This window comes from Sphingomonas faeni (assembly GCF_024273235.1).
Lineage (GTDB): Bacteria > Pseudomonadota > Alphaproteobacteria > Sphingomonadales > Sphingomonadaceae > Sphingomonas > Sphingomonas faeni_A.
In genome coordinates this window covers 1-24,919 of sequence record NZ_JANBVH010000053.1, presented here as the reverse complement: position 1 = coordinate 24,919, position 24,919 = coordinate 1, and the positions used below count along the sequence as shown (strand labels likewise).

At 62.7% G+C, this 24,919-nt stretch carries 28 protein-coding genes and 2 pseudogenes; 19 read left to right on the top strand and 11 right to left on the bottom strand.

The features are described 5' to 3' along the window. Nucleotides 1-115: 115 nt before the first annotated feature. Both NLI89_RS19885 and NLI89_RS19880 read right to left on the bottom strand, forming a co-directional pair. Entirely contained in the window at nt 116-703 is a 588-nt protein-coding gene (locus NLI89_RS19885) for a TetR/AcrR family transcriptional regulator (protein ID WP_254688544.1), read from the bottom strand. A 238-nt stretch (nt 704-941) separates the two neighbouring features. Next, on the bottom strand, nt 942-1,922 hold the full coding sequence (locus NLI89_RS19880) for an MlaD family protein (RefSeq protein ID WP_254688543.1): 981 nt from the start codon (nt 1,920-1,922) through the stop codon (nt 942-944). Nucleotides 1,923-2,075: 153 nt separating this feature from the next. Here NLI89_RS19880 and NLI89_RS21975 point away from each other — a divergent pair, with 153 nt between their 5' ends. The 5 genes from NLI89_RS21975 to NLI89_RS19860 all read left to right on the top strand — a co-directional run bounded on the left by NLI89_RS21975 (nt 2,076) and on the right by NLI89_RS19860 (nt 7,226). Beyond that, nucleotides 2,076-2,465 carry a PaaI family thioesterase gene (locus NLI89_RS21975; RefSeq protein WP_368077310.1) on the top strand — a complete coding sequence of 130 codons (390 nt, stop codon included), beginning with the start codon at nt 2,076-2,078 and terminating at the stop codon, nt 2,463-2,465. A gap of 2 nt (nt 2,466-2,467) precedes the next feature. Next, a complete protein-coding gene (locus NLI89_RS19875) occupies nt 2,468-2,872 on the top strand; it encodes a PaaI family thioesterase (protein ID WP_254688542.1) in 405 nt (134 codons plus the stop codon). Nucleotides 2,873-3,043: 171 nt separating this feature from the next. Then, nucleotides 3,044-4,273, top strand: a complete 1,230-nt coding sequence (locus NLI89_RS19870) for an HlyD family secretion protein (protein WP_254688541.1) — start codon at nt 3,044-3,046, stop codon at nt 4,271-4,273. Next, nucleotides 4,273-5,799, top strand: coding sequence for a DHA2 family efflux MFS transporter permease subunit (locus tag NLI89_RS19865; protein ID WP_254688540.1), 1,527 nt, complete (start codon nt 4,273-4,275; stop codon nt 5,797-5,799). Before NLI89_RS19870 ends, NLI89_RS19865 begins: the two co-directional genes overlap by 1 nt. After that, the gene (locus NLI89_RS19860; protein WP_254688539.1) at nt 5,799-7,226 is read left to right on the top strand and encodes an efflux transporter outer membrane subunit; all 1,428 of its coding nucleotides are present in this window, start codon (nt 5,799-5,801) and stop codon (nt 7,224-7,226) included. Before NLI89_RS19865 ends, NLI89_RS19860 begins: the two co-directional genes overlap by 1 nt. 231 nt (nt 7,227-7,457) lie before the next feature. Here NLI89_RS19860 and NLI89_RS19855 read toward each other — a convergent pair whose 3' ends face one another. Continuing rightward, nucleotides 7,458-8,108, bottom strand: coding sequence for a recombinase family protein (locus NLI89_RS19855; protein ID WP_254688538.1), 651 nt, complete (start codon nt 8,106-8,108; stop codon nt 7,458-7,460). Between the two features lie 120 nt (nt 8,109-8,228). Between NLI89_RS19855 and NLI89_RS19850 the strand changes: the two genes are divergently transcribed. The 5 genes and pseudogenes from NLI89_RS19850 to NLI89_RS22015 all read left to right on the top strand — a co-directional run. Beyond that, entirely contained in the window at nt 8,229-8,591 is a 363-nt protein-coding gene (locus tag NLI89_RS19850; protein WP_198355614.1) for an AbrB/MazE/SpoVT family DNA-binding domain-containing protein, read from the top strand. Continuing rightward, nucleotides 8,584-8,982, top strand: a complete 399-nt coding sequence (locus tag NLI89_RS19845; RefSeq protein WP_116463056.1) for a type II toxin-antitoxin system VapC family toxin — start codon at nt 8,584-8,586, stop codon at nt 8,980-8,982. Before NLI89_RS19850 ends, NLI89_RS19845 begins: the two co-directional genes overlap by 8 nt. A gap of 405 nt (nt 8,983-9,387) precedes the next feature. Beyond that, complete coding sequence (locus NLI89_RS19840) at nt 9,388-12,276, top strand: class I SAM-dependent DNA methyltransferase (RefSeq protein WP_145147071.1); 2,889 nt, start codon at nt 9,388-9,390, stop codon at nt 12,274-12,276. An 80-nt stretch (nt 12,277-12,356) separates the two neighbouring features. Continuing rightward, nucleotides 12,357-12,605: a hypothetical protein gene (locus NLI89_RS19835; RefSeq protein WP_198355615.1), complete on the top strand. Its 249-nt coding sequence runs from the start codon at nt 12,357-12,359 to the stop codon at nt 12,603-12,605. A gap of 155 nt (nt 12,606-12,760) precedes the next feature. After that, nucleotides 12,761-13,207 (top strand): annotated as a pseudogene (locus NLI89_RS22015) (DMP19 family protein); the annotation flags it as partial. A 200-nt stretch (nt 13,208-13,407) separates the two neighbouring features. Here NLI89_RS22015 and istB read toward each other — a convergent pair. Further along, nucleotides 13,408-13,926 (bottom strand): annotated as a pseudogene (gene istB / locus NLI89_RS19830) (IS21-like element helper ATPase IstB); the annotation flags it as partial. A 4-nt stretch (nt 13,927-13,930) separates the two neighbouring features. Beyond that, nucleotides 13,931-14,173, bottom strand: a complete 243-nt coding sequence (locus NLI89_RS19825) for a transposase (RefSeq protein ID WP_238995146.1) — start codon at nt 14,171-14,173, stop codon at nt 13,931-13,933. 276 nt (nt 14,174-14,449) lie between these two features. On the opposite strand from NLI89_RS19825, the gene NLI89_RS19820 reads away from it, so the two are divergent. Next, complete coding sequence (locus NLI89_RS19820; protein WP_232474419.1) at nt 14,450-14,674, top strand: hypothetical protein; 225 nt, start codon at nt 14,450-14,452, stop codon at nt 14,672-14,674. 5 nt (nt 14,675-14,679) lie between these two features. On the opposite strand, the gene NLI89_RS19815 is transcribed toward NLI89_RS19820, so the two are convergent. Then, complete coding sequence (locus NLI89_RS19815) at nt 14,680-15,234, bottom strand: DUF488 domain-containing protein (RefSeq protein ID WP_116463053.1); 555 nt, start codon at nt 15,232-15,234, stop codon at nt 14,680-14,682. A gap of 48 nt (nt 15,235-15,282) precedes the next feature. Then, nucleotides 15,283-16,065, bottom strand: coding sequence for a MarR family winged helix-turn-helix transcriptional regulator (locus NLI89_RS19810; RefSeq protein WP_232474420.1), 783 nt, complete (start codon nt 16,063-16,065; stop codon nt 15,283-15,285). 155 nt (nt 16,066-16,220) lie between these two features. Here NLI89_RS19810 and NLI89_RS19805 point away from each other — a divergent pair, with 155 nt between their 5' ends. The 5 genes from NLI89_RS19805 to NLI89_RS19785 all read left to right on the top strand — a co-directional run bounded on the left by NLI89_RS19805 (nt 16,221) and on the right by NLI89_RS19785 (nt 19,517). Then, nucleotides 16,221-16,844, top strand: coding sequence for a uracil-DNA glycosylase family protein (locus tag NLI89_RS19805; protein ID WP_116463051.1), 624 nt, complete (start codon nt 16,221-16,223; stop codon nt 16,842-16,844). Between the two features lie 146 nt (nt 16,845-16,990). Continuing rightward, nucleotides 16,991-17,224 (top strand): heme-binding protein, encoded by a 234-nt coding sequence (locus tag NLI89_RS19800; protein WP_198355616.1) that lies wholly within the window; start codon nt 16,991-16,993, stop codon nt 17,222-17,224. 57 nt (nt 17,225-17,281) lie between these two features. Then, nucleotides 17,282-17,956: a putative quinol monooxygenase gene (locus NLI89_RS19795; protein ID WP_010408781.1), complete on the top strand. Its 675-nt coding sequence runs from the start codon at nt 17,282-17,284 to the stop codon at nt 17,954-17,956. Beyond that, nucleotides 17,956-18,102, top strand: coding sequence for a hypothetical protein (locus NLI89_RS19790; RefSeq protein ID WP_018250478.1), 147 nt, complete (start codon nt 17,956-17,958; stop codon nt 18,100-18,102). The genes NLI89_RS19795 and NLI89_RS19790 overlap by 1 nt, the downstream gene beginning before the upstream one ends. Nucleotides 18,103-18,154: 52 nt before the next feature. Continuing rightward, nucleotides 18,155-19,517, top strand: a protein-coding gene (locus NLI89_RS19785) for an IS3 family transposase (protein WP_420822844.1) whose coding sequence is annotated in 2 segments (ribosomal slippage) — nt 18,155-18,502 and nt 18,504-19,517 — 1,362 coding nt in all. Because the reading frame shifts where the segments join, the coding sequence is not laid out codon by codon here. Nucleotides 19,518-19,710: 193 nt separating this feature from the next. Here NLI89_RS19785 and NLI89_RS19780 read toward each other — a convergent pair. The 3 genes from NLI89_RS19780 to NLI89_RS19770 are packed head-to-tail and all read right to left on the bottom strand — an operon-like array spanning nt 19,711 to nt 21,569. After that, nucleotides 19,711-20,649: a cation transporter gene (locus NLI89_RS19780; protein ID WP_238995148.1), complete on the bottom strand. Its 939-nt coding sequence runs from the start codon at nt 20,647-20,649 to the stop codon at nt 19,711-19,713. Further along, nucleotides 20,646-21,086 (bottom strand): hypothetical protein, encoded by a 441-nt coding sequence (locus tag NLI89_RS19775; RefSeq protein ID WP_133177343.1) that lies wholly within the window; start codon nt 21,084-21,086, stop codon nt 20,646-20,648. Before NLI89_RS19775 ends, NLI89_RS19780 begins: the two co-directional genes overlap by 4 nt. A 57-nt stretch (nt 21,087-21,143) precedes the next feature. Further along, nucleotides 21,144-21,569, bottom strand: coding sequence for an Rrf2 family transcriptional regulator (locus tag NLI89_RS19770; RefSeq protein ID WP_116462985.1), 426 nt, complete (start codon nt 21,567-21,569; stop codon nt 21,144-21,146). Nucleotides 21,570-21,647: 78 nt separating this feature from the next. On the opposite strand from NLI89_RS19770, the gene NLI89_RS19765 reads away from it, so the two are divergent. The 3 genes from NLI89_RS19765 to hmpA are packed head-to-tail and all read left to right on the top strand — an operon-like array spanning nt 21,648 to nt 23,616. Beyond that, the gene (locus NLI89_RS19765; protein ID WP_198355618.1) at nt 21,648-22,079 is read left to right on the top strand and encodes a group III truncated hemoglobin; all 432 of its coding nucleotides are present in this window, start codon (nt 21,648-21,650) and stop codon (nt 22,077-22,079) included. Nucleotide 22,080: 1 nt separating this feature from the next. Further along, entirely contained in the window at nt 22,081-22,356 is a 276-nt protein-coding gene (locus NLI89_RS19760) for a DUF1971 domain-containing protein (RefSeq protein WP_116462983.1), read from the top strand. Between the two features lie 48 nt (nt 22,357-22,404). Next, a complete protein-coding gene (gene hmpA, locus NLI89_RS19755) occupies nt 22,405-23,616 on the top strand; it encodes an NO-inducible flavohemoprotein (protein ID WP_145147073.1) in 1,212 nt (403 codons plus the stop codon). 362 nt (nt 23,617-23,978) lie between these two features. Here the strand turns inward: hmpA and NLI89_RS19750 are convergent, their stop codons facing one another. Then, nucleotides 23,979-24,914 carry a C4-dicarboxylate ABC transporter gene (locus NLI89_RS19750; RefSeq protein WP_439144553.1) on the bottom strand — a complete coding sequence of 312 codons (936 nt, stop codon included), beginning with the start codon at nt 24,912-24,914 and terminating at the stop codon, nt 23,979-23,981. Nucleotides 24,915-24,919 lie beyond the last annotated feature (5 nt).

Genomic DNA, 24,919 nt, shown 5'->3' with positions numbered 1-24,919 from the left:
TCCGCATACCCATCATCGACGTGCATCCGCCGACTGAGTAGTCCGGAGTTCGTGCTTTTAGTGGAGCACGAGGCAGACGGATCATAACACCTGATTTTCTCTGTTTGAGGAAAAGCTACCTTTGGGTTCGGCAGCCAGCGATGAACAACTCGATCCCGCGCCGTACGCGGTCCTGTGCGGCCGGGTCGTAGGCGGCGGGGGCGAGCCCGAGCGCGGAGCGGCGCATCGGGGCCACGACCACGAGCGTGACGAACTGCTCGGCGGCGAACACCGGGTCCGACAGCGTGAGTTCGCCCTTGGCGCTGGCGTGAGCGAGGATGCTCGCGACCCATTGCACGGCGCGTTGAAAGCCGAAATCGTGGATGTTCGCCGCAAGCGCGGGGAAGCGCACGGCCTGTGCAATGACGGCCCGCTCCATCGACGCGACACGCGGCGTCAGGAGCCATTCCAGCAGGACGTCGGCGATCGCCTGAAGCCTCGATGTGATGTCGAGCTTATCATCGACAGTCGGCTCGAGCGCGCGTAGTTGCGTAGCAATCTCATCGAGGATCACGGCCTCAAACACACGAGCCTTGCTGCCGAACCGGGAGTAGAGCGTGCGCTTTGAGATCCTGGCGCGCTCGGCAATCATGTCGGCACTTGCTCCATCGAACCCGTGCTCGAAAAAGAGCTCGCGCGCACTTTTAAGGATGTGGCCGGTCAATCGTATCGCATCTCCGGCAGTCGGGCGTCCCATCCGCCTTCCAGGCTTGGGTTTCTCCTGATCCAATTGGTTCAACTTGACCCCCGTTTCCCGAATTGCCGACGCGAGGCTGACCTCATCCTAGACGAGAGCATTATACGACGCCACGGCCTTGCAGTGATGCTGCGGCGATTCAGACAACATGGATGCGGGTTCGGCTGTGCACTCACTCTGTCGCCGGGTATGAATGGCGGCATCGTTAACGGATTGGCGGCGGGACGCCGGGCGGTGTAGCGGCTCCGCCCCGAGGCTTGTAATCCGGCAATCTCGGCGTGCCGAGGAGTTGCAGCCCCTCGCGATCGACCCGCTGCACCTGCTCCTGGACGCGCTGTGTTGTTGCGCGGACTGACCGCACTTGGTCCGTCACCGTCTGTCGCTCTACTTCGATCCTACGGATTGTCGGGCGCGCCGCCTCCACTTTGGCCCCAAACGCCTCGGCGGCGCTCTGGGTGCTGCGAAACCTTTCATTGAGAGAACGAAGGCCCGATCGGTGCTCCGCACGGATTCGTGCACGCAGGCGGTCGGCGTTTTCGCCGGCGATGGCAATGGAGTCGCCGACGCGCTGCACCCTTCCGCCGGCTCCCGTCAGACCATTTGAGATCCGCGGCACCCTTCCCGCCCAGCCCGCCGAGCTCTCGGCGAGCATTGCGAGACGCGCGCGCACGCGCTCCTGACCATTGGCGTCGAGGTTGCTCGACACGTTGTCGACGGAGCGGCTGATCTTCTCGAGCAGGGCCATGGGATCTCCACCCGAGCCGAGAAGGCCTCCCTTTTTGGCGGGGATCACTGGCAGTCGCTCCCCTGCTATTGGTACGATCGGCGGCGCTCTTTTTTGCGCGCCGGCCAGAATTACGGTGGCATCGCCGCCGATCAAGGATCGCGAGACCGTAGCTTCCACCCCGCGTACAATCGGAATATCGGGGTCGAGCCGCACTTTCACGAGCACAGTTGAGGGATCATTTCTGGCGAGGCGCACTGCCGTCACTGAGCCCGCCGGCACGCCCGAATAGGTCACCGGCGAGCCCTTGCTAACGCCGGTGACGCTATCCTTGAACCGAATGAGGTATTCGCGTCCGCCGGGGTTGCTGCCCGAGAAGAGCCAGCCCGCGAACACCAGCAACGTCGCGACGAGAACGCCGACGACGGCGAAGACCAGTAGGCGGTTCGATCGCGTTTCCATAGCCTTGCTCGGGCGATAGCAATCCTCTCAGCTCATGTAAACTACACGGGATACTTCTTCTGCATGAGGTTGACGAGTGCGATGCGCTGCTGGATCGTGGTTTTTTGATGGTATGCCGGGGGTTGTGCTGTGTCTGTCCTAACCGACGCGGGGATGGTCACCATTCCGTGGAGCGCCGCGCTTGACGTTCACCTCCTTTCATCAGGAGATGGTGTTGCGTCGATGTGCATACCCTGGCGGGCAGACCTGTCCGACCGGACTGGCGCAGTGGCCACGGGCGCAGTCGTGAGCCTGGTTGATCAAGCGTGTGGCGCGGCCGTTATATCGCGGCTGCCTCGTCCGCTTCTGATCTCGACCCTCAACCTCAAGGTCGATCACGTTCGACGCCCTGAGCCTGGGTGCCAGGTGACCGCATGGTCGCATTGTTACAGCCTCTCGGAAAACATGGCATTCGTTTGTGCAGAGGTATGGGATCTCGACCCGTCGGACATCGTGGCCGCGGCGCAGGGAGTCTTCTCGATCAATCGACCGATAGTGGTATGAGCATGGACCAGCGCGTCGCGGCCATCGTCGCTTCGTCGAGCTTCGGCGCCAAGCTCGGCGGCATGATCGACGTGTCAGAAGATGGCGCGCTCTGGACCCTGGCACCTCGGCCTGAGCTGATCGGCAATCCCCTTCTTCCAGCGCTTCATGGCGGTGCAGTCACGGCGTTCTTAGAGCTTGCGTGCGGCGGCGTAGTCGCGCGAAGGCTCGAACAGTCGGTATTACCTCGACTGATCAGCTTGAATGTTCAGTTCCTGACCCCCATACGGCTGCGCGACCTGAGGGCGCGACCCGATATCCGTCGGATTGGGCGACGGGTGGCCGTCGTCCACATTGAAGCGTGGCAGGATAATCCCGGTATCCCGGCCTGCGCGGCACAGTTCGAGTTTTCCTGCATCGCTGAGTGAAGCCTCTCGCCGAGCCTCAGCAGAAACCTGCGCCCGTGGGTTCGGCTTTGGCGAGGGGGTGATCTACGGACCCCTGCGAGCGACTACAAGCGCAGCCCGATAATATCGCTGGGATCCATCGATCGCGCTGTCTATGGTTCGATACGGTTTACATATTCCGAGGCTTTTAGAGTGGCTGGTGAGAACCAAAGGTCCGACGATGACGAGCGACCAAGCGGAGACGACGAACGCATAAGAGAGGACGCAGAGAGCGCGGAGGATGACAAGCAAGCCACCGGCAAGCCCGGCCTGCTGGCCCGGTTTCCGATCATCCGCTATGTGCTCGTCGCTGCTTTGATCGCCGGTATAGTCGCGGCGGCGCTCTGGTACTGGAACTATCGGCAAACCGGCCAATACCTTCAGTCGACCAACAATGCTTACGTCCGCGCGGATTTTGTAACGATTTCCCCAAAGCTGGGCGGGTATGTCGAGCGCGTGTTGGTAAGCGACAACCAGCCGGTCCGGCGCGGCCAACTGTTGGTGGTGCTGGACCCACGGGATTACCGCGCCGACGTTGCGCAGGCGCAGGCCCAGGTCGCCGCCGCAGACGCGGGTATTCGCACTGCGCGGCGAACGCTTGACGAGCAGCGTGCGTCGATCGAACAAATAGAGGCTCAAGTCGCGAGCGCCCAAGCTGCGGCCGCCGCTGCCGCGAACGAAGTTCGCCGCTACGAGCCACTGGCTCAGTCCGGCGCGGAATCCCGGGAGCGCCTGGCGGGCCTGGTGCTGGAAAGAGATCAAGCGTTCGCGAACCTGCGGGCGCAGCGTGCCGGCGGGTTGGCTGCTCGCCGCAGCCTCGCCACCCAAGACGCGCGGATCGGCCAGGCATTCGCGCAACGTGAAACCACACGCGCGCAACTCACACGCGCCTCGACGAACCTTGGTTCGGTAGAGATCCGCAGCAGCATTGACGGCGTCGTCGCGGACAAGGCGGCACGCGCCGGCCAATTCGTCCAGCCGGCAACCCGGCTTATGTCAATCGTTCCGACCGATCAGCTCTACATCAGCGCAAATTTCAAGGAGACGCAGGTTGCGCTGATGCGGGTCGGACAGCCCGTCACGATCAAGGTGGACGCGCTGGATGCAGCCGAACTGCGGGGCCGCATTGCCAGCTTTTCGCCTGGGACGGGGGCGCAGTTCTCTGTGCTGCCGCCGGAGAATGCGACTGGTAACTTCACCAAGATCGTGCAGCGCGTGCCCGTCCGGATCAGCATTGAGGCAGGTCCGGAGGCACGCAAGGTGTTGCGGCCTGGACTGTCGGTGGAGGTCACCGTCGACACCATAAACGCCAAGGGCAGCCGGCGTCGCATCGAGGAAGAGTCGGAACGCCTCAGGCGCGGCGACGCACGGGTCCAGCCCTGATGTCCAAGCAACGCGCTAGCGCGCGCGATTGGATTGCAGTCGCGGCAGGGACGATCGGGTCTTTCATGGCGCTGCTCGACATCTCGATCGTGAACGCCGCATTGCCGACGATCCAAGGAGAGATAGGGGCGAGCGGCACAGAAGGCACTTGGGTCGCGACATCGTATCTCGTGGCCGAGATCGTGATGATCCCACTCAGTCCGTTTCTGGTGCGCTTGTTCGGCCTGCGCAACTTCCTGCTGGGGGCGGCGGTGTTGTTCACCGGCTTCTCAGTCGTCTGCGGAATATCGACGACGTTGCCTATGATGATCGCGGGGCGCGTCGGCCAGGGCTTTACCGGCGGCGCGCTCATCCCGACGGCGATGACAATAATCGCGACGCGCTTGCCGCCCCACCAGCAGCCGATCGGAACCGCCGCCTTTGGCGGAACCGCCATTCTCGGCCCCGTGCTCGGGCCGATCATCGGCGGCTGGTTAACCGACAACTACAGCTGGCATTACGCCTTCTTTCTGAATGTGCCGGTATGCGCGGCCTTGGTCCTCTTGCTCCTGCTTGGACTCGCCCACGAGCGGCTAAGGCTGGACCAACTTCGCCGAGCCGACTGGCTGGGCATTGCCGGGCTGATGATTGGCTTGAGTTCGCTCACCATCTTGCTCGAGGAGGGGCAGCGCGAGATGTGGTTCGAGTCGCCGATGATCGTGAAGCTGGCGATTGCTACCATCTTCGGCTTCGTGCTGATCGCAATCGGTCAGGTGCATTCCGCGCACCCGGTGCTGAAGCTGCGGCTTATTTTCAGTCGGGCGTTCGGCAGCGTGTTCGTGCTCAGCCTGGTTATCGGCGTCGTCCTGTATGGGGTTACCTTCCTCATCCCGCAGTTCCTGTCCGTCATGGCCGATTATAGTGCGCTTCAATCTGGCAAGGTCGTGTTCGTCTCGGGCGTTCCGGCGTTGCTGATGATGCCGTTTCTACCCTTGGCCTTTAAATACCTCGACGTGCGCGTCGCGGTCCTCTTCGGTATGTCCCTCGTGGGGGTTAGCTGCGCGATGGACTGGAACCTGACAGCGCAGTCCGCCGGGGGAGATCTGACCAACTCCCAACTGGTGCGCGGATTCGGGCAGATCTTTGCAATGATGTTCCTGAACCAGGCCGCGATCAGCGCCGTGTCACCGGACGACGCCGGCGACGCCTCGGCCCTTTTCAACGCTGGGCGAAATCTCGGCGGCTCAATCGGCCTGGCGTTGATGGCGACGTTGCAAGACCGGCAGACATTCATTCACTTCAACCGTCTCGCCGAGACGGTCTCGGCCAACGCGGCCACAACCCAGCAGTGGTTCTCGCGCGCCATGGAGGGGCCCGCCGGCGAGGCGGGGGCCTACCGACAACTTGCCGGCCAGATGCTCCAGCAGGCGACCGTAATGGCTTACAACGACCTGTTCTTCGCGCTCGGCGTCGTGATCGCGATCACGACGCCGCTTGCGCTTTTCCTACGCCCGATTTCTTCCGGCACGCAGATGGCGATGCACTGATGACGCGTCACCTTATCCTCCTTCCGCTCGTGCTCGCTGGCTGTACTGTCGGCCCCGATTACGGTGGTCCGCGCGCTATCGCTAACGCGGAGCGTCCCGGCGCGTCCTTCCGACGCGCCGACCCGGCGTACACCGCGCCGCGGCCGCCACTCGCCCGCTGGTGGGACGCTATGGCGGACGCGCAGCTGACCGCGCTGATCGATCGGGCGATCGCCGCCAGTCCCGACGTCTCCCTCGCAGAAGCGCGTGTGCGTAAGGCGCGCGCCACACTGCGCGAGCAGCGAGCCAACCAGCTTCCATCCGTTTCGGCATCGGGCGTTGCCCTTGTCGCGGATTTGCCGACCGGATCGCTTGCGCTCCAGCCGCAGGGTCAGCAGGATGACCGCATCAAGGCGGAGTTCTACAACGCCGGTCTCGACGCCTCTTGGGAGATCGACCTATTCGGCGGTCGCCGGCGCGCTGCCGAAGGCGCGTCCGCTCAAGCAGAGGCTGCGAATGCGAACCTGGCTGACGCTCGGGTGCAGCTGTCGGCCGAGGTCGCCAGCAACTACGTAACCCTTAGGGAGCTTCAACAGCGGTTGACTCTGGCGCGGCGATCGGCCGATCTGGAGGCGCAATCGCTCACGCTGCTCGAGCAGCGTGAGCGTCGCGGCGCATCGTCGCGCGATGATGTCATTCGACTTCGGACGGAGTTGAACCGGACGCAGGGTGCGCTGCTCCCACTTGAGGGACAGATCGCCGTCACGTTGGACCAGCTGGCGCTCCTCACCGGCGACGAACCGGGTGCGCATGATGCGGCACTGAGCGCACCCGCTACGATCCCTATCATCCCGGAAAGCGTCTCGATCGGTGACCCCGCGGCGCTGATCCGGCGACGTCCCGACATCCGCGCGGCGGAACGTCGGCTTGCCGCGGCGACCGCGCAGATCGGCGTAAACGTCGCCCGGCAGTTTCCTTCGGTCAGCATCATGGGGATCATCGGCCTGGGCGGTCCCAACATCGGCGACGTTGTTGACCCAAGCAATGTTTCGAGCATTTTGCTACCCCGTATCAACTGGAGCTTTCTCGACTTCGGCCGCAACCGGGCTCGGGTCGAGCAGGGCCGCGCCGATCGGGACGAGGCGGAGGCGCAATACCGGAAGACGGTGCTGGCCGCCCTGTCCGATGCGGAGACCAGCCTCACCCGCTTTGGCAATCAACGTAAAACTCTCGCCTCGAGCCTGCAGAGCCGCAAAGGCGCACGACAATCGGCCTTGTACGCGGCCCAACGCTTCCGGCACGGTGCTGTGCCTCAAACATCTTCGCTTGATGCGGAGCGCGCCGCGCTGTCCGCCGATCAGGCGGTGCTAGAAGCGACGGGAGAGCTCGATCGTGCCTTCATTGCCCTTCAAAAGTCTATTGGCCTTGGCTGGGACGCGCCAGAATAGCCAAATGCAGGAGCGCGTCTGCCCTTGATAGATTGGAACGGAAGCAAGATCTCTACGCCCTTTCGGAAAGGCTTAGCCATTCTCTGTTTCTAATCCAAATCGAGACGGCCGGCGATGGCGTCGTGCTCTCGGGCGTTATACAAAAAAGCCAAGGAGCCCGCACTTGTCGAAGCATGCCCCGTTCTCGACCGAGGGCTTTCTCATCTGGCTCGAAACGGGTTACTTACCTGCCTAAGCAACGGGATTATTCACCAAACTTCTCGCACGGTGGGCGGCGGTGACCCGTTTCACCTGCGCGATGCTGCAGCCGGCTAATTCCGCCGTTCTCGCGATGCTCATGCCGGCGTCCCGCAGGCCGATTATTCGGCGATGATGCGCGAGGTCGGGCTTGCGCCCGGCATACCGTCCTTCCCGCTTGGCGATTTCGATGCCTTCGCGCTGACGTTCTCGCCGGGTCTCGTAGTCGTCCCGCGCTGTCTGGAGCGCCACACGCAATAACATCTCCTGTACTGCCTCCAGCACGATGCGCGAAACACCCGTGCTGTCGGCCACAAGGTCTGTAAGGTCGACAATTCCCGGAACGGAAAGTCGAGCACCCTTTGCTCTGATCGCGTCGACCAGCAGCTCCGCTTGTGGCAATGGCAAGCGGCTGATCCGGTCGATCTTCTCGGCCAGCACGACCTCGCCAGGCTGGAGGTCCTCTATCATGCGAAGCAACTCTGGACGGTCAGGCCGTGCGCCGGACGCCTTCTCTCGGTAGACCGCCGCGACGTAGTAGCCCGCTGCGCGCGCGCCGAAGACGATAGCTTCCTGCCGCGATAGGTCCTGCTCTTCGGTGCTGACCCGCAGGTACACGCGCGCTGCGCGGATCGGGATCGTCATGTCGGCTACTCCAGGTATACCCTTGTGAGCCAGTCATGCCCCAGTCGGCTCAGAACGGCAACTACCGATCCTACGTAGCGTAGCCAAGCGGACCGGGTCTAAGTAGCTGCTCCATCATCGATGAACGCTATTTCGGTGATCGGCCGTGCATCGATCCCTACCTGCGCACTGGCGTCCGACTTTGTTCTCCGGTATAAAGCCGTTGGACAGGTCGGAACAGCGGGTTTGGTGCAGATGGAAGCACAGAGGGTCAAGATCGTGGACGGTGGTAAGCTCGTTATCCCGGCAGCAATGCGCCGTGAGCTCGGGATCACCACGGGTGACACCGTTCTCGTCGATGTGGACGATGGCGAGTTGCGGGTACGTTCCGTACCTAAGGCACTTGAGCGTGCTCGCGCGATCCTGCGCAAGTATGTGCCCGAAGGTGTCGGCTTGGCTGACGAGCTGATCGCGGAGCGTCGGCGTGAGGCGGAGCGTGAGTAGCAAAGTCGTACTCGACGCCTCCGCCCTGCTCTGCCTTCTGAACGATGAACCCGGTGCGGATCGGGTAGTCGACGTCCTGACCCGCAGCATCATCGGAACGGCCAATCTCGCTGAGGTCGTTTCCAAGCTTCGGGACCGGGGATTGCCGCTCGACGAGGTGCGTGAGGCGCTTGGCGGGCTGCACCTCGATGTCCGGCCGCTCACTCCTGCCCAGGCACTCATAGTAGGCGACCTCCGGCCAGCAACGAAGGCGCTCGGTCTGTCTCTCGGCGATCGGGCGTGCCTTGCCTTGGCGATCGACTTGCAGGCCGAGATGCTCACGACGGACGGACCACTAGCGAGCGCTGATGTAGGCATCACCATCACCAACGTGCGCCCTCCGGCAGAGTAGTCGCACATTCGTGCTTTTGGGTGCGGCAGGCTCACGCGGATGCGGCGCGGTCGACCAGTGCGCCCGACGTCCACTGGTTAAGGCACAAATCTACTCTTTTCTGGTGCTGCTGTGGACGGATTACGTCCACTATTTCAGGGAAACCTACAATCGCAAAGCCGGAAGCAGCTGCCATACTGCCGATGTTGCGTCGCCGGCGTCTGGTAATGCCGGAAATACGACTATGTTCGCCGGATGCGGACGCTCGATCGAGTTCAGTCCGCCGGACTCGCTCCAGCGGGTGCCGGATGGGCGCCATGTGGGCGTGGCGTCGGTCCACGAGGCTGACCGCTGCTCCAGCGCGATTGCCCGGGGAGCACAATCAGTTATGCCCTGCATCCTCCCCGCTGCTTCGATTTGGATGTTATGACGCCCTACGACTTTCTCACCAAGTGGCGTGCGAACGAACTGAAGGAGCGGTCGGCGTCACAGAGCCACTTCATCGATCTCTGCGCGCTCCTTGGCTTGCCAGATCCGGTGTCGGCCGATCCTACGGGTGACTGGTTCACCTTCGAGAAGGGTGCCAGCAAAACGAGCGGCGGAGAGGGGTGGGCCGATGTCTGGCGCAAAGGCTGCTTCGCCTGGGAATATAAAGGACGTCATGCCAATCTCGACAAGGCGAACGCCCAACTGCTTCAATATGCGGTAGCCCTGGAGAATCCGCCGCTGCTGATCGTGTCCGACATGGCCCGAATCGTCATCCGGACCAACTGGACCAACAGCGTGCAGGAAAAGCACGAATTTGTGCTCGACGACCTGGTGGACGCTGCGGTGCGGGACCGGCTCAGGGCCGCGTTTCTTGATCCGGAGGTCTTCCGTCCCAAAAAGTCGCGTCAGGAACTCACCGAGGAAACGGCCGCTGAGTTCGCCGGACTGGCTCAGCGGTTGCGTGATCGCGGCCACGAGCCGCACGACGTGGCGCATTTCGTCAATCGCTTGGTATTCTGCATGTTCGCGGAGGATGTTGGCCTCCTCCCGGATCACCTGTTTACTAAAATGCTCGAGGTGAGCCGCCGCAGCGTAGACGAGTTTTCGCAAAACGCCTCGACGCTATTCGGCGCTATGGCCCATCGTGGCGGCAAGGTCGGTTTCACCGCTATCGAGTGGTTCAACGGCGGGTTATTTGAGAACGACGCCGTTCTGCCTGTGACAGCGGACGACATCGAGCAGCTTCTACGCGCAGCCGGGCGAGACTGGAGCCAGGTCGACCCGTCTATCCTTGGTACGTTGTTCGAGCGCGGGCTCGATCCCGCAAAGCGCAGCCAATTGGGCGCGCATTACACCGATCGCGACAAGATCATGGCGATCGTGCGCCCTGTGATCATCGAGCCCATGGAGGCCAGGTGGGCCGAAGCCAGAGCCCGTATGACCACGCTCGTCGAGAATGCCCCCCGTCAAACCAAGGAAAAGCTTCTTCGCGGCGCCGAGCTGGGCAAGCGCACCCGCGCGCTTGCCGAGGCTGCGGCAATCCACGAATCCTATATTGAGCAGCTGGCACAGTACCGAGTCCTCGATCCCGCCTGCGGGTCGGGCAACTTCCTTTATGTCGCGCTGCGGGCGCTCAAGGACATAGAGCACAGAGCCAATCTCGATTCCGAGGCGCTCGGCTTGCCCCGGGGCTTTCCGCGCGTTGGCCCCGAATGCGTGCTCGGGATTGAGCTTAACCCGTATGCTGCGGAGCTCGCGAGAGTTTCGGTCTGGATCGGCGAAATCCAGTGGATGCGGCGGAATGGGTTTGATGCCGCCAAGAACCCCATCCTTCGACCACTCGAGACAATCGAGTGTCGAGACGCGGTACTCCGGGAGGATGGCACACGTGCCGAATGGCCGACTGCAAATGCCGTGATTGGAAATCCTCCCTTCCTGGGCAACAAGAAGATGATCGCCGAGCTCGGTGAGGACTATACTCGCGCACTCCGCGAGGCGTGGCCCGAGGTGCCCGGAGGCGCTGATCTCGTCTGTTATTGGTTCGCTGCAGCGTGGTCGATGATGGCCGGGGAACGCCTGGATCGCGCAGGGCTCGTGACAACGAATAGCATTCGAGGAAGTGCAAACCGTGATGTCCTAAAGCCGGTCGTTGACCAGGGGCGCATCTTCGCTGCTTGGAGTGACGAAGGATGGACGGTCGAGGGAGCGGCGGTTCGGGTGTCGCTGGTGTGCTTCGACCGTGACCATGGGCTGCCCGCTCAGCTGAACGGCGTCCCGGTCGGTCGGATCTTTGCCGATCTGTCAGCCGAGCGCGGCGGTGCCGATCTCACGACTGCGGCCCGCCTCGCAGCGAACCGGAACGTCGCGTTTCAAGGTCCGGTCAAGGTTGGGCCGTTCGATGTGGAAGGGGAAACCGCAAGGAGCTGGCTGAGGAAGCCCAAGAATCCGAATGGCCGTTTGAACGCAGAGGTTGTGCGCCCACTCCTAAATGGCATGGATATAACTAGACGGCCTTCTGATCGGTGGATCGTCAACTTCGGCGAGATGGCTCTCGACGAAGCCGCGTTCTTCGAGGCTCCATTCGAGTATGTCAGAACCGATGTGAAACCTTTGCGGGATCGCAATCGTGACGAGGGCCGGCGTGAGAACTGGTGGCGTTTGGGTAGGTCCGGACGTGACATGGCCGAGGCATGCGCTGGTCTCACGAGAGCGATTTTTACCCCCCGTGTCGCAAAGCACCGCCTGTTCGTTTGGGCGCAGCCGCTTACCGTGCCAGACAGCCGCGTGGCTGTTATCGCCCGAGACGACGATACTACCTTTGGCATCTTACATTCCCGTTTTCACGAGCTGTGGTCGTTGGCGCTTGGCGGCTGGCATGGCGTCGGAAACGACCCCCAATATACACCCTCTCTCGGGTTCGAGACCTTCCCATTTCCTGATGGTCTGACGCCAAACCGACCGGCTGCCGGTTATGCCGATGATCCTCGAGCCCAAGCAATAGCTTCGGCTGCAGCGCGGCTAAACGACGGTCGCGAAAGCTGGCTCAACCCGGAAGAGCTGATTATCCGGATTCCGGAGGTCGTAGCGGGTTATCCCGATCGTCTTATCCCCAAGGATGAGGATGCCGCAAAGGAACTCAAAACGCGGACGCTGACCAACCTGTACAATGCACGGCCGCAGTGGTTAGCCAATGCTCATGCAGTGCTCGATGAAGCCGTTGCAGATGCCTATGGATGGGGGGACGATTGGCGTTCCGGGCGCCTCTTAGACGATGAGGTTTTGTCGCGGCTTTTCCAGCTAAATCAGGAACAGCATCAACGGCGGTGAGGAACTGGCTCGCGCCTGCGTTGGAGCAGAGCCTCTTCCCCCGCGTTCTCCCGTCTACCAAACTGCTCAGACGGGAGATCATGATGGAGCAACCGGGTCTGCATGGACGTCACCGTGACAAGAACGGTGAGATCAGCCGCAAACATGGCAACACTCTCGTGAGGACCCTGCGGAAGATCTATGGGTCATCGTTCGCCCAAGGCGCGGAGCCGAATGAGAAGCTGTCCGACTTGCTGGCCGAGATGGACGAGCCATCGCTGACCAAGTTGGTTCATGACCATGAGCATGGCCATCTCGAACGGAAGATTGGCGAAGCCGAGGCCGCCTAACCTGTACTGGTCGCGCGGAGGCGAGCCTTGCGTCGGCTTTCGCGTGATCACTCCAACTCCCCCCTTGTGCGAACCAGCGTCCCTGTCACCATCGGCAGGCGTGAGCCGGCGTGACGTTACTGGCCGGCCATCACCGGAGCCACAGGGGGGAAGTTATGGCGCTATTCGGCTGGGGCAAACGCCCCACGCGCGCGGTTCCTGAGCAGCCGTTCCACGCGGCACGTGTGCCGATGGCGCAGTCCATCATGGACAGCCACAATCCGTCCTACATGACGGAAACCGTTGTCGAGATCGTCAACCGGCTTCTGTTCGACGGCGGATTCACGCGCGCCGAGCTGCCCCCCGAGCTGCTGATGGGCTATAGCGTCGACTACTACCTCGCCCAGGTGAACAACGGTGGCCACGCCCAATTCGGGCACAACAGCAGGCTGGTCGAAGGCACCCTCAGCGACATCAGGCAAGGCCTGGTCGCGATGGGCGACCTTGAAGCTGCGGGTATCTTTGCAGACTTCGAGGCGTATCGCCGCGACGATCCGGCCGGCTTCACTCAGGGCTTGACCGATGGGTGGAAGAACCCGGTGATGAAGTCGCTCGACGACCGCTTCTACGCAGGTCTTTCGAAGAGGCTTGTCAATCGGCGTCCAAAAAGGACCCTCTATCGGCGTGCAAAAGGGACCCCCTTCGTCAAGCAGCGTGACGGGTATGAGGGTCGCACCGTTTGCGCTGGTTGCGGCGTAGGGCGGGCGCAGCCCGACCGGAGGCGCAACCAGCGCAAAGCGTCCTCTTCGGGGTGCCCCGGGCGTCAGCTTCGGTGTTTGAAGCGCCAGCTGTCGTTGCCGGTTTCAACGATGTCGCAATGGTGGGTAATGCGGTCGAGCAGCGCGGTGGTCATCTTGGGGTCGCCAAAGACCGTCGGCCATTCACCAAAGGCGAGGTTCGTCGTGACGATGACGGAGGTCTGCTCATAGAGCTTGCTGACGAGGTGGAAGAGCAGCTGACCGCCCGAGCGGGCAAAAGGCAGGTAGCCGAGCTCATCGAGCACCACGAGGTCGAGCCGGGAGAGCTGGGCCGCCAGCGTGCCGGCCTTGCCGAGGCGCGTTTCCTCCTCGAGCCGGTTCACCAGGTCGACCGTGTTGAAGTAGCGCCCGCGGGCGCCGGCCCGCACCACGTTGGCGGTAATGGCGGTGGCAAGGTGCGTCTTGCCGGTGCCCGTTCCGCCGACCAGCACGACGTTGCGCCGACCGGAGAGGAACGAGCCGCTGTACAGTGAGCGCACCAGCCCTTCGTTGATGGGAGTGTCGCCGAAGACGAAGGCGTCGAGGGGTTCATCGCAGCACCGACAGCACCCGTGCCAGCGCCCCCGCATCCACGGCAACATCCACGCTCACCCGTACGCCACCCGGCAGTTCGATCTGGATGAACCCCGGTGGACATGGTGCCGGCTGCGGTGTCCGCACGACCGGTTCCGCCACCTGCACTTCGGCGAACACCGGTAACGAAGCCACGACGCCCGCCAGCTTGCCCTCCCGCAATTGCTTGCGCCACGTGTAGATCAGGCTGCTCGACACCTCACGCCGGGCGATGACGTCGCAAACCCGCCCCCCGGCCGGAACGCTTCCGCCAGGATCTCCAGCTTCTCCGCATCCGACCATCGCCGTCGGCCCGATACACGGCCAACGACTTCCATACGACTGGTCATACGAGCGCTCGTATGACCAGTCGTAGAACCCACAACTTCCCGCACCGCCCGCGCCCTCATCAAAGGCGAAAAGCATCCCGCCTACCGGCGCTACCGCAAGGCGGCTTGCCGAACACGCTTACTGTACAACTTCCATCGAAACACCATGAAGGCGCTCGCTGAGATGACCGCGGCGGCAGGCCTGGACCATCCCTCGCTGCTTGGCCCCCATCATCTGGTGCGGCGCGTGTCTCTAACCGAGATCCGGCTGTTCTCACAGCTTCACATCTTCCTTGAGGAAGGCGAGCTGCTCACCAACTCCCATAACCGTGACTTCTACAGTGCCGCCTGGAATCTCGCGCGGGCGGATAGCTTCGAACTGCCCGCATGACGATGCTATTCGGTTGCCGCGCCTAGCTCTTGAGCTGGGTAGTGAAGACCGTCTGCTGCTTCGATGGCCCCGGGGGTCATTGAAGCAGCGCTCACCGTCGTCTCCGACATCAGGTGGAACACGCGTCTGCCCTCCTTGATGAGGTAATCGGCTACGATCCGGCGATGGCACCGCCACCAGACGGCTTCCGCGCACATGATGGCGGTACGGCGCTCCGCTGACACCTGGAGGAGATGGGCCAGACCGGAACGGAACGGCTCTGAAAGGGCGTAATCCGCATAATTGTGGAAGCTCTGGTTGCGCCACAAGGCGTTCGCGTCCGCCGGCATTCCCGACTTCTTCCGGAGCCCACCGAGCTCCGCGAACCGCATATGGGCCACCTGGAACTCGGCCAAGGCATCGGGAAGCGCGTCCAGATTATATTGTGGATTGGTCCGCGATTTCGGGACGCTGCGAATATCCACGACAAGCTGCACGCCGCCAGTCTGCAGCAAGGCGGCGAACTCAACGATTGAGCGGGTCGAATGGCCGATTGTGAAAACCGGGAGCATCTCAGGCATCCGTGTGCCCCATAGAGTGCAGCACAAGGGAAGGCATCTCTCGACCTGTCACAGCCGGGAAACCACGTTGTCAAGCATCGGACGCAGCCGTGCTAACTCCGCACGGTGCGCATTCGCCAGTGATGACAGTAGCGCCCGCCCCGCCGCGGTGAGCCGGATCCCAACCCGCCGCCGGTCGCTCCCTGACCTCAGCCGCTCAACCATGCCGATAGCCTCGAGCCGATTAAGGAGACCGCTCGTACTGTGCGGCTGAAGCAGCATCTGGTCTGCCAACTCGCCTACCGAAAGCTGGCAATCCGGGGCTGCTCGCAGCGCAAGGAGCGCTTGGTACTGCTGCGCAGTGATGCCGGCTGCCTCGGCCGCAATTTCGCTGAAACGGAGAAAGCTGCGGAGGTTCTGGCGGAACGCAGCTAAAGTGGCATAATCGTCATCGCCGAGAAGCTCGCCGCTCGGATCGATGTCCGCTCTCATTTCCGGAGCCACAGACGCCGAAACGGTATCCCCTTCCTCCGGTAGAGGCAGGGTTCTGGGCGCAAGCGACACGTTGTGTTCAATGGACTCGGAGATCGGGCTTTCGCGTAGTGCTCGCTGGCGCAACGTCGACGAGTGCACATCGTCACGTTGGGGCATCCCCACCGCCACAAGTGCGACCTCGAACGTTTGCCTGTGAAGCTCGCTGCCTCGCGTCACACTGTCCCACCCGAGTGCACCTGGATGAGTTTCGTGCCAGATCCGGCTTGCAAGTCTGTCGATCTCACCGGCCGTCGGTGGGCGATCTCTGCCGATACAAGCTGCAAGCACCGGCCATTCTGAGCCTTGCGCGTGCGCCATGCCACTTCTCCATCAATTCGGTCCGAGCCGGGCAGACACAAATCGTATCACCCCACGGGCGTGCAAAAACCTATAGCCATGTCGTTGGTATATCGCAATGCGATACATCGGGCTTTGGCCAGGGAACACCTCAAGCAGGGAGACATTCACAACTTATGGACGGAGGAACTGCGGACGAATTGGGGCCTTTGATAGAGAGGGTGCGATCATGCAGCGCATGCGCCAATTACCTCCCTCTCGGCCCGCGGCCCGTCCTGCAGCTGTCCAAGAGTGCCACCCTTCTGATCGCGAGTCAGGCGCCAGGAACCAAGGCACACGCGAGTGGCATCCCCTTCTCTGACGCGTCCGGCGACCAGCTGAGGCGCTGGATGGGCATCTCTGACGAGCAGTTCTACGACGCGGCACGGGTCGCCATCGTTCCGATGGCCTTATGCTACCCCGGGCGAGCCAGCGGCGGCGGTGATGCGCCGCCTCGCCCTGAATGCTCGACACTTTGGCGGGAGCCGCTGCTCGCACAGCTTCCCCACCTGCAGCTCACCCTACTCGTCGGGACCTACGCACAGGAACATGTGCTCGGTTCAGGAAGGATGGCCGACCGCGTGCGTCACTTCGATCGATACCTTCCCCGCCACTTTCCCTTGCCGCACCCGTCGTGGAGGTCGAGAGGGTGGATGACAAAGAACCCTTGGTTCGAGGAAAACGTGCTCCCGGAACTGCGCTGGCAGGTGTCCAATGCGCTAGGACCAGGCCACAGCGGGCTGCGGCCAAATGGAGCATGAGGTACCAAGCTATGTTATGAGGAATGTTCAGGAACCCGGCTGCTCACCGGCTTGTTGACGCTATCGATCACGCCTCCAAATGACCTGAAGGCACCGCTGATGGACACGAAGCAGAAGGCGCTTGCGAGCGAGCCAAGGAGAGTCTCATGACCATTAAGCAAGAGTCCGTGTCGCTCGAAGACGCTCAACGCGTGATCGCCGCCGGTCAGGTCAAGGCGGCCGAGATCGGGTCGCCGAGCAACGTGGCCGTGGTCGACGCGGGCGGCAACCTCGTCTCCCACATCCGCATGGATCACGCTTGGGTGACGGACGCCGAACTCGGCATGATCGATGCGGCGTTCCCGCTCGGCGCCCGGCCGCGCGAACTTCCCATGATTTAGGCCCAGAACGCCTTCCGTGGAGCTCGAGGCGCTACCATCGGAACAAGGAGAGAAAAGATGCACAAGGCACTGTTCGTAGGCATTGAAGCCGGGCCGACCCACCAGGAAGATGCCGCTGAATTCCTCCGGGGTGCGCTGGAGCCGGTCGAGCATGAGCAGGACACGCGGCACTGGTACGCGCTGCGCTTTGGCCCCGCCGACTTCGCCATCTTCGATACCTTCCCCGGCAATGCCGGCCGGCTGAAGCATCTGTTCGGCACGGTCGGCCGGGCGCTGGTGGTGAAGACCTTCACCATCCTCAACGGATTGCCGGAGATCGAGCCGGCCGACATCCTCGCCCTCAAGGTGCCGGCGGCGGACGCCCTGCCGCGCTTGGCCCTGCATGTTCCGCTTGAAGCACGGGACGGTGCGGAGGAAGAGGTTGCCCGCTTCCTCCAAGGAGCCCGATCGGCCGTGGAGCGGGAGCCTGGCACCCTGTCGTGGTACGCTCTGCGTCTCGGAAAGACTCGGTTCGCCATCCTCGATACCTTCGCCGACGAGGCAGGGCGCGAGACGCATCTGTCGGGCGAAATCGGCACGGCGCTATCGGGAAGCGCTGCTTCGCTGTTCGCCGAGCCTCCCCAGATCCACCGCGCACAAATCTTGGCGTTCAAGATTGCATCCGCTGGTGATGAGGAGAGGACGAGCAGGAACACGTCGGTCGCGCGGCCGCTTGAGAGAGGGACAGTCTGATGGACACGAAGCAGAAGGTGCTCGTTGGAGCGGCCGTCGCCAGCACCGCGGCAGCCGGGGCCGCGTTCGCGTTCAAGTCCGCGGGCACGGATTCGAAGCTCACCAAGGTCGCGTGTCCGCCGTCAGCACCAATGGCACAGATTTGAGGTTGTGATTTAAGGAGGATCTGGGCTTCGTCGTAGTGACGAAGGAACGAAGATGAAGCCCAGATCCTCCAATGTAAAATCGCCCGCCAAGGCCCCAGCAGAGCGGGTAGTGAAGGACATCCGCCGACAGACCCGGCGCCACTTTTCGGCCGAGGACAAGATCCGCATCGTGCTGGATGGCCTGCGCGGGGAAGACAGCATCGCCAAGCTATGCCGCAAGGAAGGCATTGCCCAGAGCCTGTATTACACCTGGTCGAAGGAGTTCATGGAAGCTGGCAAGCGCCGCCTGGCCGGCGACACCGCCCGTGCCGCGACCACCGGAGAGGTCCAGGACCTGCGCCGCGAAGCCCGGGCCCTGAAGGAATGCGTGGCCGATCTGACACTGGAAAACCGTCTGCTCAAAAAAGCATGGTCGCGGATGGGGGCAACGACGAATGAGGTATCCCGCATCCGAGAAGCTCGAGATCATCAGAACCGTCGAGCAGTCGCACCTGTCGGCCAAGCGCACGCTGGACCAACTCGGCATCCCTCGTCGGACATTCTACCGCTGGTATGATCGCTACCTCGAAGGCGGGCCGGAGGCGTTGGAAGATCGGCCATCGGCGCCGAGCCGGGTGTGGAACCGCATCCCGGCGGGCATCCACGACCAGATCATCGAGTTGGCGCTGGAACAGTCTGAGCTGAGCCCCCGGGAACTGGCCGTGCGCTTCACCGATGGGCAGCGCTACTTCGTGTCGGAATCCACGGTTTACCGCCTGTTGAAGGCCCACGACCTGATCACCAGCCCGGCCTATGTCGTGATCAAGGCTGCCGATCAGTTCCACACGAAAACCACGCGGCCGAACGAGATGTGGCAGACCGACTTCACCTACTTCAAGATCATCGGGTGGGGCTGGATGTATCTGTCGACCGTGCTTGACGACTTCTCACGCTACATCATCGCCTGGAAGCTGTGCACCAACATGCGAGCCGAGGACGTCACCGACACGCTGGATTTCGCCCTGGCGGCTTCTGGTTGCGACAGCGCCACGGTGCTGCACAAACCCCGGCTACTCAGCGATAATGGCCCCAGCTACATCGCGGGTGAGCTGGCGGAATACATCGAGGCCCGGAAGATGAGCCATGTCCGCGGCGCCCCGTGCCATCCCCAAACCCAGGGCAAGATCGAGCGCTGGCACCAGACCCTGAAAAACCGCATCTTGCTGGAAAACTACTTCCTGCCCGGTGACCTCGAAGCCCACATCGAGACCTTCGTCGAGCACTACAATCACCAGCGATACCGCGAGAGCCTGGCCAACGTGACGCCTGCCGACGCCTACTTCGGCAGGGCTCCGGCAATCATCAAACTGCGCGAAAGGATCAAGCGACAGACCATCGAACATCGGCGCTTGCAGCACCGCAAGTTCGCCGCCTAACATCAACCCCCTGACGAGGTCCGCACTCCGCTAATCTACGTCGCGAGTTGTGCCGAATGTTCTGACGACGGACACTGGCGCAAATGACAAGAGGGTAGGAATCAGGTCTCAGCGATCAACTACTTGCTTAAGCCGAACAGCGCATACGAAAAGTGGAATACGGAGTCGGGTAGTCTCAGCTCGCCGGGAGTCCTCAGTTTCCAGGTACATCGCCCCGATCGGAGCGGGGCGGGACGAAGCTGATGTGCCCTAGCCGCCAAGCGCGATCGGGATCGCCCGGCCAATAATCACGGACATCGAGCGTATCGTCAGGCGGCGTCGCGCCGACGATCTGAGCGCTGATCACGCGGCCGGTTTCCCGCAGATGTATCTCGGCACCGGGGAACCGTGCATCGAGTACGGCGTGTAGCGCTGAGGCATCCTCCGCGATATCGTCGCTGTCCAGTGCCCGCGGCGCCCCATCGACGAGTTCGGCCGATGCCGCTCGAAGCGCTCGTATGCCGTCGTTGAGAATGTCGAGCGAGATCAGCCCGGCAGCCACCGCGTCCGCCCACCAGTACCCAAGTCGGATGCCGATCACGCCGCCTATTCCCGCGATCCCGGTCATCCAGTTCGCCTTCTGGGTCATGGCATCGGTAAAGAGTGTCTTGTCGTTGAGCTGCTTTGCCAAGGGCAGTTTCAGCCATCCGAGCACCACAGGCACGACGATCGAGTAGACCTGCGCTGCCACCATGATCCATCCCAGCCATATCTCTTTCCCAAAGATATGGACCGCGGCCACGGTCGCGTGCTCCTGCGAGACCAGGCTCATCGCGGAATCGACCAGCAACGTGCTGCCCAAGGCCGTAAGCGCCGTAGCGGCGATGACGAAAGCGAGGCTCGGTACGCGCGCGAACCCGTTGGGAAAGCGCGCGTTAGCGGGACGACGTTCCACGCGCGCCGAGATCAGGAAGACCGCCGGCGGGATCAGGCTGAGACAATCTTCGATCCAGGCCGTCTTCATGGTCTGGCTCGAACCCATCGCCGCGCCCATGACCACGATCACGCTGATCGTCCACGCGATGGACCACCACTCAAGGCGCTCGGCACGGCGCATGGCGCCTTGCAGTTGATCGGGGATTCCTTCTCTCACGGCTCTTTCCCCGCCGCCTTAGCTTCGCGCTGGACCAACATGATCCACGCATTCTCGCCGTTCCGCGCAACGATGTGACTGGCGGTCGTACCAATTGGCGTTTCGGCCTTCGCGATTGGCGGACCGAGGGTCACTCGCGTTTTCCACGGTGTCTTCTCGTCGAAACGTCCACCCACCACGAGGTCGAGCTTGCCCGCCTCCAGGTCCAGCAGCAACGGCTCCAGCATGCCGGGTTGGAAGACCGGCTTCGCTCCCGTCGATGCCTCCACGCGTGCCAGAACCCGTCGCCAGTCTGACGCATCGGCAGCCGACCCACCCTCAACACGGCCGACCCTGATGACGTGTTCTTGACGAATGCGATCGAGCGTACCCTCCGGGTCCTTGGGCATGTTGCCGCAGCCGGCGAGGCACAGAAGCATTAAGTGATGAGTCTTCATGGACAGGGCTATGGGGCCGCGTTTGGATTGCGTCCACGACATCGGCCTGTTTGGCACTCAAGCCGCCTTCGGAGCGAACAGGTTCGCTATTTCGCTACGTTTCGCGAGCAAGTCGGCGAGTGTATAGCCATCGAGAACAGCCAGAAAGGCAGCCAACGCCTCGCGAAGGGCACCGGTCAGTCCACAGGCCGGGGCAATGATGCATGTGCCGCAATCCACGAGATCGAAGCCGTCTTCGGTGTGCCGAACGACAGCGCCGACGATGATGTCCTCAGGTGCTCGCCCGAGCTTGATACCCCCGAACCTGCCGCGAGCGCTGGCGAGATAGCCGGCTTTGCCGAGGTCATGGACCACCTTCATCAGGTGGTTTTGGGAAATCCCATAGGCACGCGAGATTTCCGCGATCGAGCACAGCCGCTCGGGGCGCGCGCCGACGTAAAGAAGCACCCGCATCGCATAATCGGTGTAGCGCGTCAGCCGCATTGGGTCTCCCGGTCAAGGCCTCATTGGCCGGTGCCGCTTATATGTATTTCCGTTGCATGTTTCAAAGCTGCTGATTAGATGCATACCTGGTACATGATTGGAGCACGACTCGTGAGCGGTTTCGCTGAGATCGACGAGCAAGGGCTGGAGCGGCTTATCGCCCTGTTCTACGCGCGGGTTCGGGAGGACGCCGAACTCGGCCCGATCTTCAATGCCGCGATTCCCGACTGGCCCGAGCATCTGGATAAGCTCACCGCGTTCTGGTCGTCGGTGATGCTGACCAGTGGGCGCTACAAGGGCAATCCCGTTGCGGCGCACCTCCGGCATACCGGACGCATTACCCCCGCCCTGTTCGATCGCTGGCTGTCATTGTGGGCCATGGTCACCGAGGGCGTGATGGCGCCTGCTGCCGCAGCGGCTCTCCAAGCCAAGGCGGCCCGCATTGCGGAAAGCCTTCAGCTCGCAATGTTCTTCAAGCTCCCGTCCGCGCAAGATCGCAAGGCCGCCTGAGATGAGCGCCGCCATTCCCTACCGCTCTACCCCGGTGTTCAATGAGGCGACGCTCCCTGCCGCCTTGCGCAGCGAGCATCGCACGAAGGCCGAGGTGTGGGGTGTGATCCGGGTGACGGAGGGCAGGTTGAAGCTCACCTACCTTGACCCGGTATCGGAGACGATCATCACGCCGGGTGTGCCCGGGCTGATCCTGCCCGAGCAACCGCATTTCGTGGAACCGCTCGGGGCCATGAAGATGCAGGTCGATTTCTATAACGAGCCGCCCAGCGGCTGATCCCTATCCTCGACGGTCAAATGACCGCCCCATTCAGCAGGAGACCTTATGTCGCAGCCCTTGAGCGAGCAGACGATCGCGCTCGTCAAAGCCACCGTTCCGGCCCTTGAAGCACATGGGCTGGAAATCGTGCGCGTCATGTACGCGCGGATGTTCGAGAACCCGATGATCCGCGACCTGTTCAACCAGTCGCATCATGGCGAGACGGGCTCGCAGCCCAAGGCGCTCGCGACCGCCATCCTCGCTTACGGTCGAAACATCGACAATCTCGGCGCACTGGCGCCAGCAGTCGAGCGGATCGCGCAGAAGCATGTCGGCCTGCAAATCCTGCCTGAGCACTACTCTTACGTTGCCGAAGCCCTGCTCGGCGCGATCAAGGAGGTCCTGGGAGAGGCCGCGACGCCCCAAATCCTCGGAGCCTGGGGCGAGGCCTATTGGTTCCTCGCCAACATCCTGATCGCGCGTGAGGACCATATCTACCACGACCTGGCGTCTGCCGAAGGCGGATGGTCCGGATGGCGGACGTTCGTCGTTGACGAGGTGCGGCCCGAAAGCGCGATCATCACCTCGTTTGTGCTACGGCCGACCGATGGCCGGCCCGTCATCGCGCACAAGCCGGGCCAGTATCTCACCTTCTGGCTCGAAATCCCCGGTCATCCGCCGCTCAAGCGCAACTACAGCATCTCGGCTGCCCCGAACGGCACGACCTATCGCATCTCGGTCAAGCGCGAGCCGCAGGGGATCGCCTCGAACTGGCTCCACGATCATGCCGCACCCGGAACGGTGCTCAAGGTCGCACCGCCTGCCGGCGAGTTCTTCCTGGCCGATCGTCCGGAACGGCCTGTGGTGCTGCTCTCGGGCGGCGTCGGGCTGACACCGATGGTGGCGATGCTGGAGACGATTGCCCAGCGTCATCCGGACCTGCCTGTTCATTACGCGCATGGAACTCTCAACGGTTCGACGCACGCAATGGGTGATCATGTGCGCTCGCTTGTGGCTGATCGCCCCAACATCCGGATCACAACCTTCTATCAGCAGCCGCGGACCGAGGATGTGGCGGAGCGCGATTTCGATGAGGCGGGTCTGATCGACGAGGAGTGGCTGCGCCAGGAAACGATGGGCGCTGAAGCCGATTACTATCTTTGTGGGCCACGCCCGTTCCTGCGGACGTTCGTTTCCACGCTGTCGCTCGCCGGCGTGCCTTCCGATCGCATTCACTATGAGTTCTTCGGTCCCGCCGACGAGCTGTTAGCGGCGTGACGAGACGGGGCAGAGCCGTGGCAGGCGCCACGGCTTTGTCCTGACAACGTTCGTATGGAGGAGGAGAGCGCCCGTTATCGCTGCGTCGGGGACGACGGCTCTCCGCTGATCGTGGTGGAATACCGTCATGTCGGCCAGCTCGATACCGATGCTGGCCCGCGCCGTTATCCAGGCGCGCGGCGGCTAGCCCTCTCTACGGGGGAGCCGGTCCGGTATATCGATGCTTGCACCTTCGAGGTCATCGATAGCGGGGAGCTGCTTCGCCGACGTGATGGAGGATGAAGCCTTCGCCGCCCTCAATCGGTTCTCGCGTCGGGCCAGTTCCTCGTGACGGCAAAGTGGAGCTGGATCGGGATCCTCACTCAAGCGCTAAATCCCTTTTCCAGCCCCGCGATCAGATCGTCCACATGCTCCAGGCCGATTGACAGCCTCAGCAGGGCATCCCTGATCCCCGCGATCCTCCGAGCTTCGATCCCCATGCGCGACGGCACCGACACCGGCCAGCCGTGCGCCGCGAGGATAGCCGGCGCGTCCGCCCCGAGCACCAGCATGCCCAGAGCACCCGTGCCGATCGGTCCCAGCGCCAGCCAGGAGGACGCCGCCATGCTCTCGTGCGGCAGTTTGTGGAGCGCCATGCGCAGGATGAGGATGGCGAGGATGCCGAACGCGACCGGCACCGAATAGGCCCACAGCACATAGGAGGTCGCAAGCGTGACGAGCTGCGCGTGAGGATCGGCCAGATGCGGCGCGAGCAGCCCGCCGCTGGCGCCCGCCACTTCGGCAGCGACGACCGGCAGCAACCATACCGCCGTCATGCCGTCCAGGCTGTGCTCGTGACGGGTGAACATCATGTACGGGATCAGCACGCCACAGGCGAGCGACATGGCGACGTCGATCCACCACAGGACGTGTGCGACCGGTACGATGCCATTCCCGAACCGTGCGATGCCGAAGGCGAAGCAGCCGTTGATGATCGTCGCGAGGCCCATCGGGATGGTGCCGATGAACATCGACACGGTGTTATGCCCGAAGATGCGCCGCGCCTCGTGCCCGAACATCACCCAGCGCGCGCCATAAAGGCCGGCGAACAGCGCGAAGAGTGCGATATTGAAGAACCACAACACCTCGCCGACGGGTTTAAGCGAAGGTCCGATGCCGGGCACCTGCGGCAGCGCGAGGGCAAGGATGCCCATGCCCATCGTCGCGGCAAACCAGTTGGGCGTGAACTGACGGATCATCTCGCGGGGATGATCGAGCCGGCTGAGCGGCTTGGGTCGGTACATAGAACGGACCCAGATATACG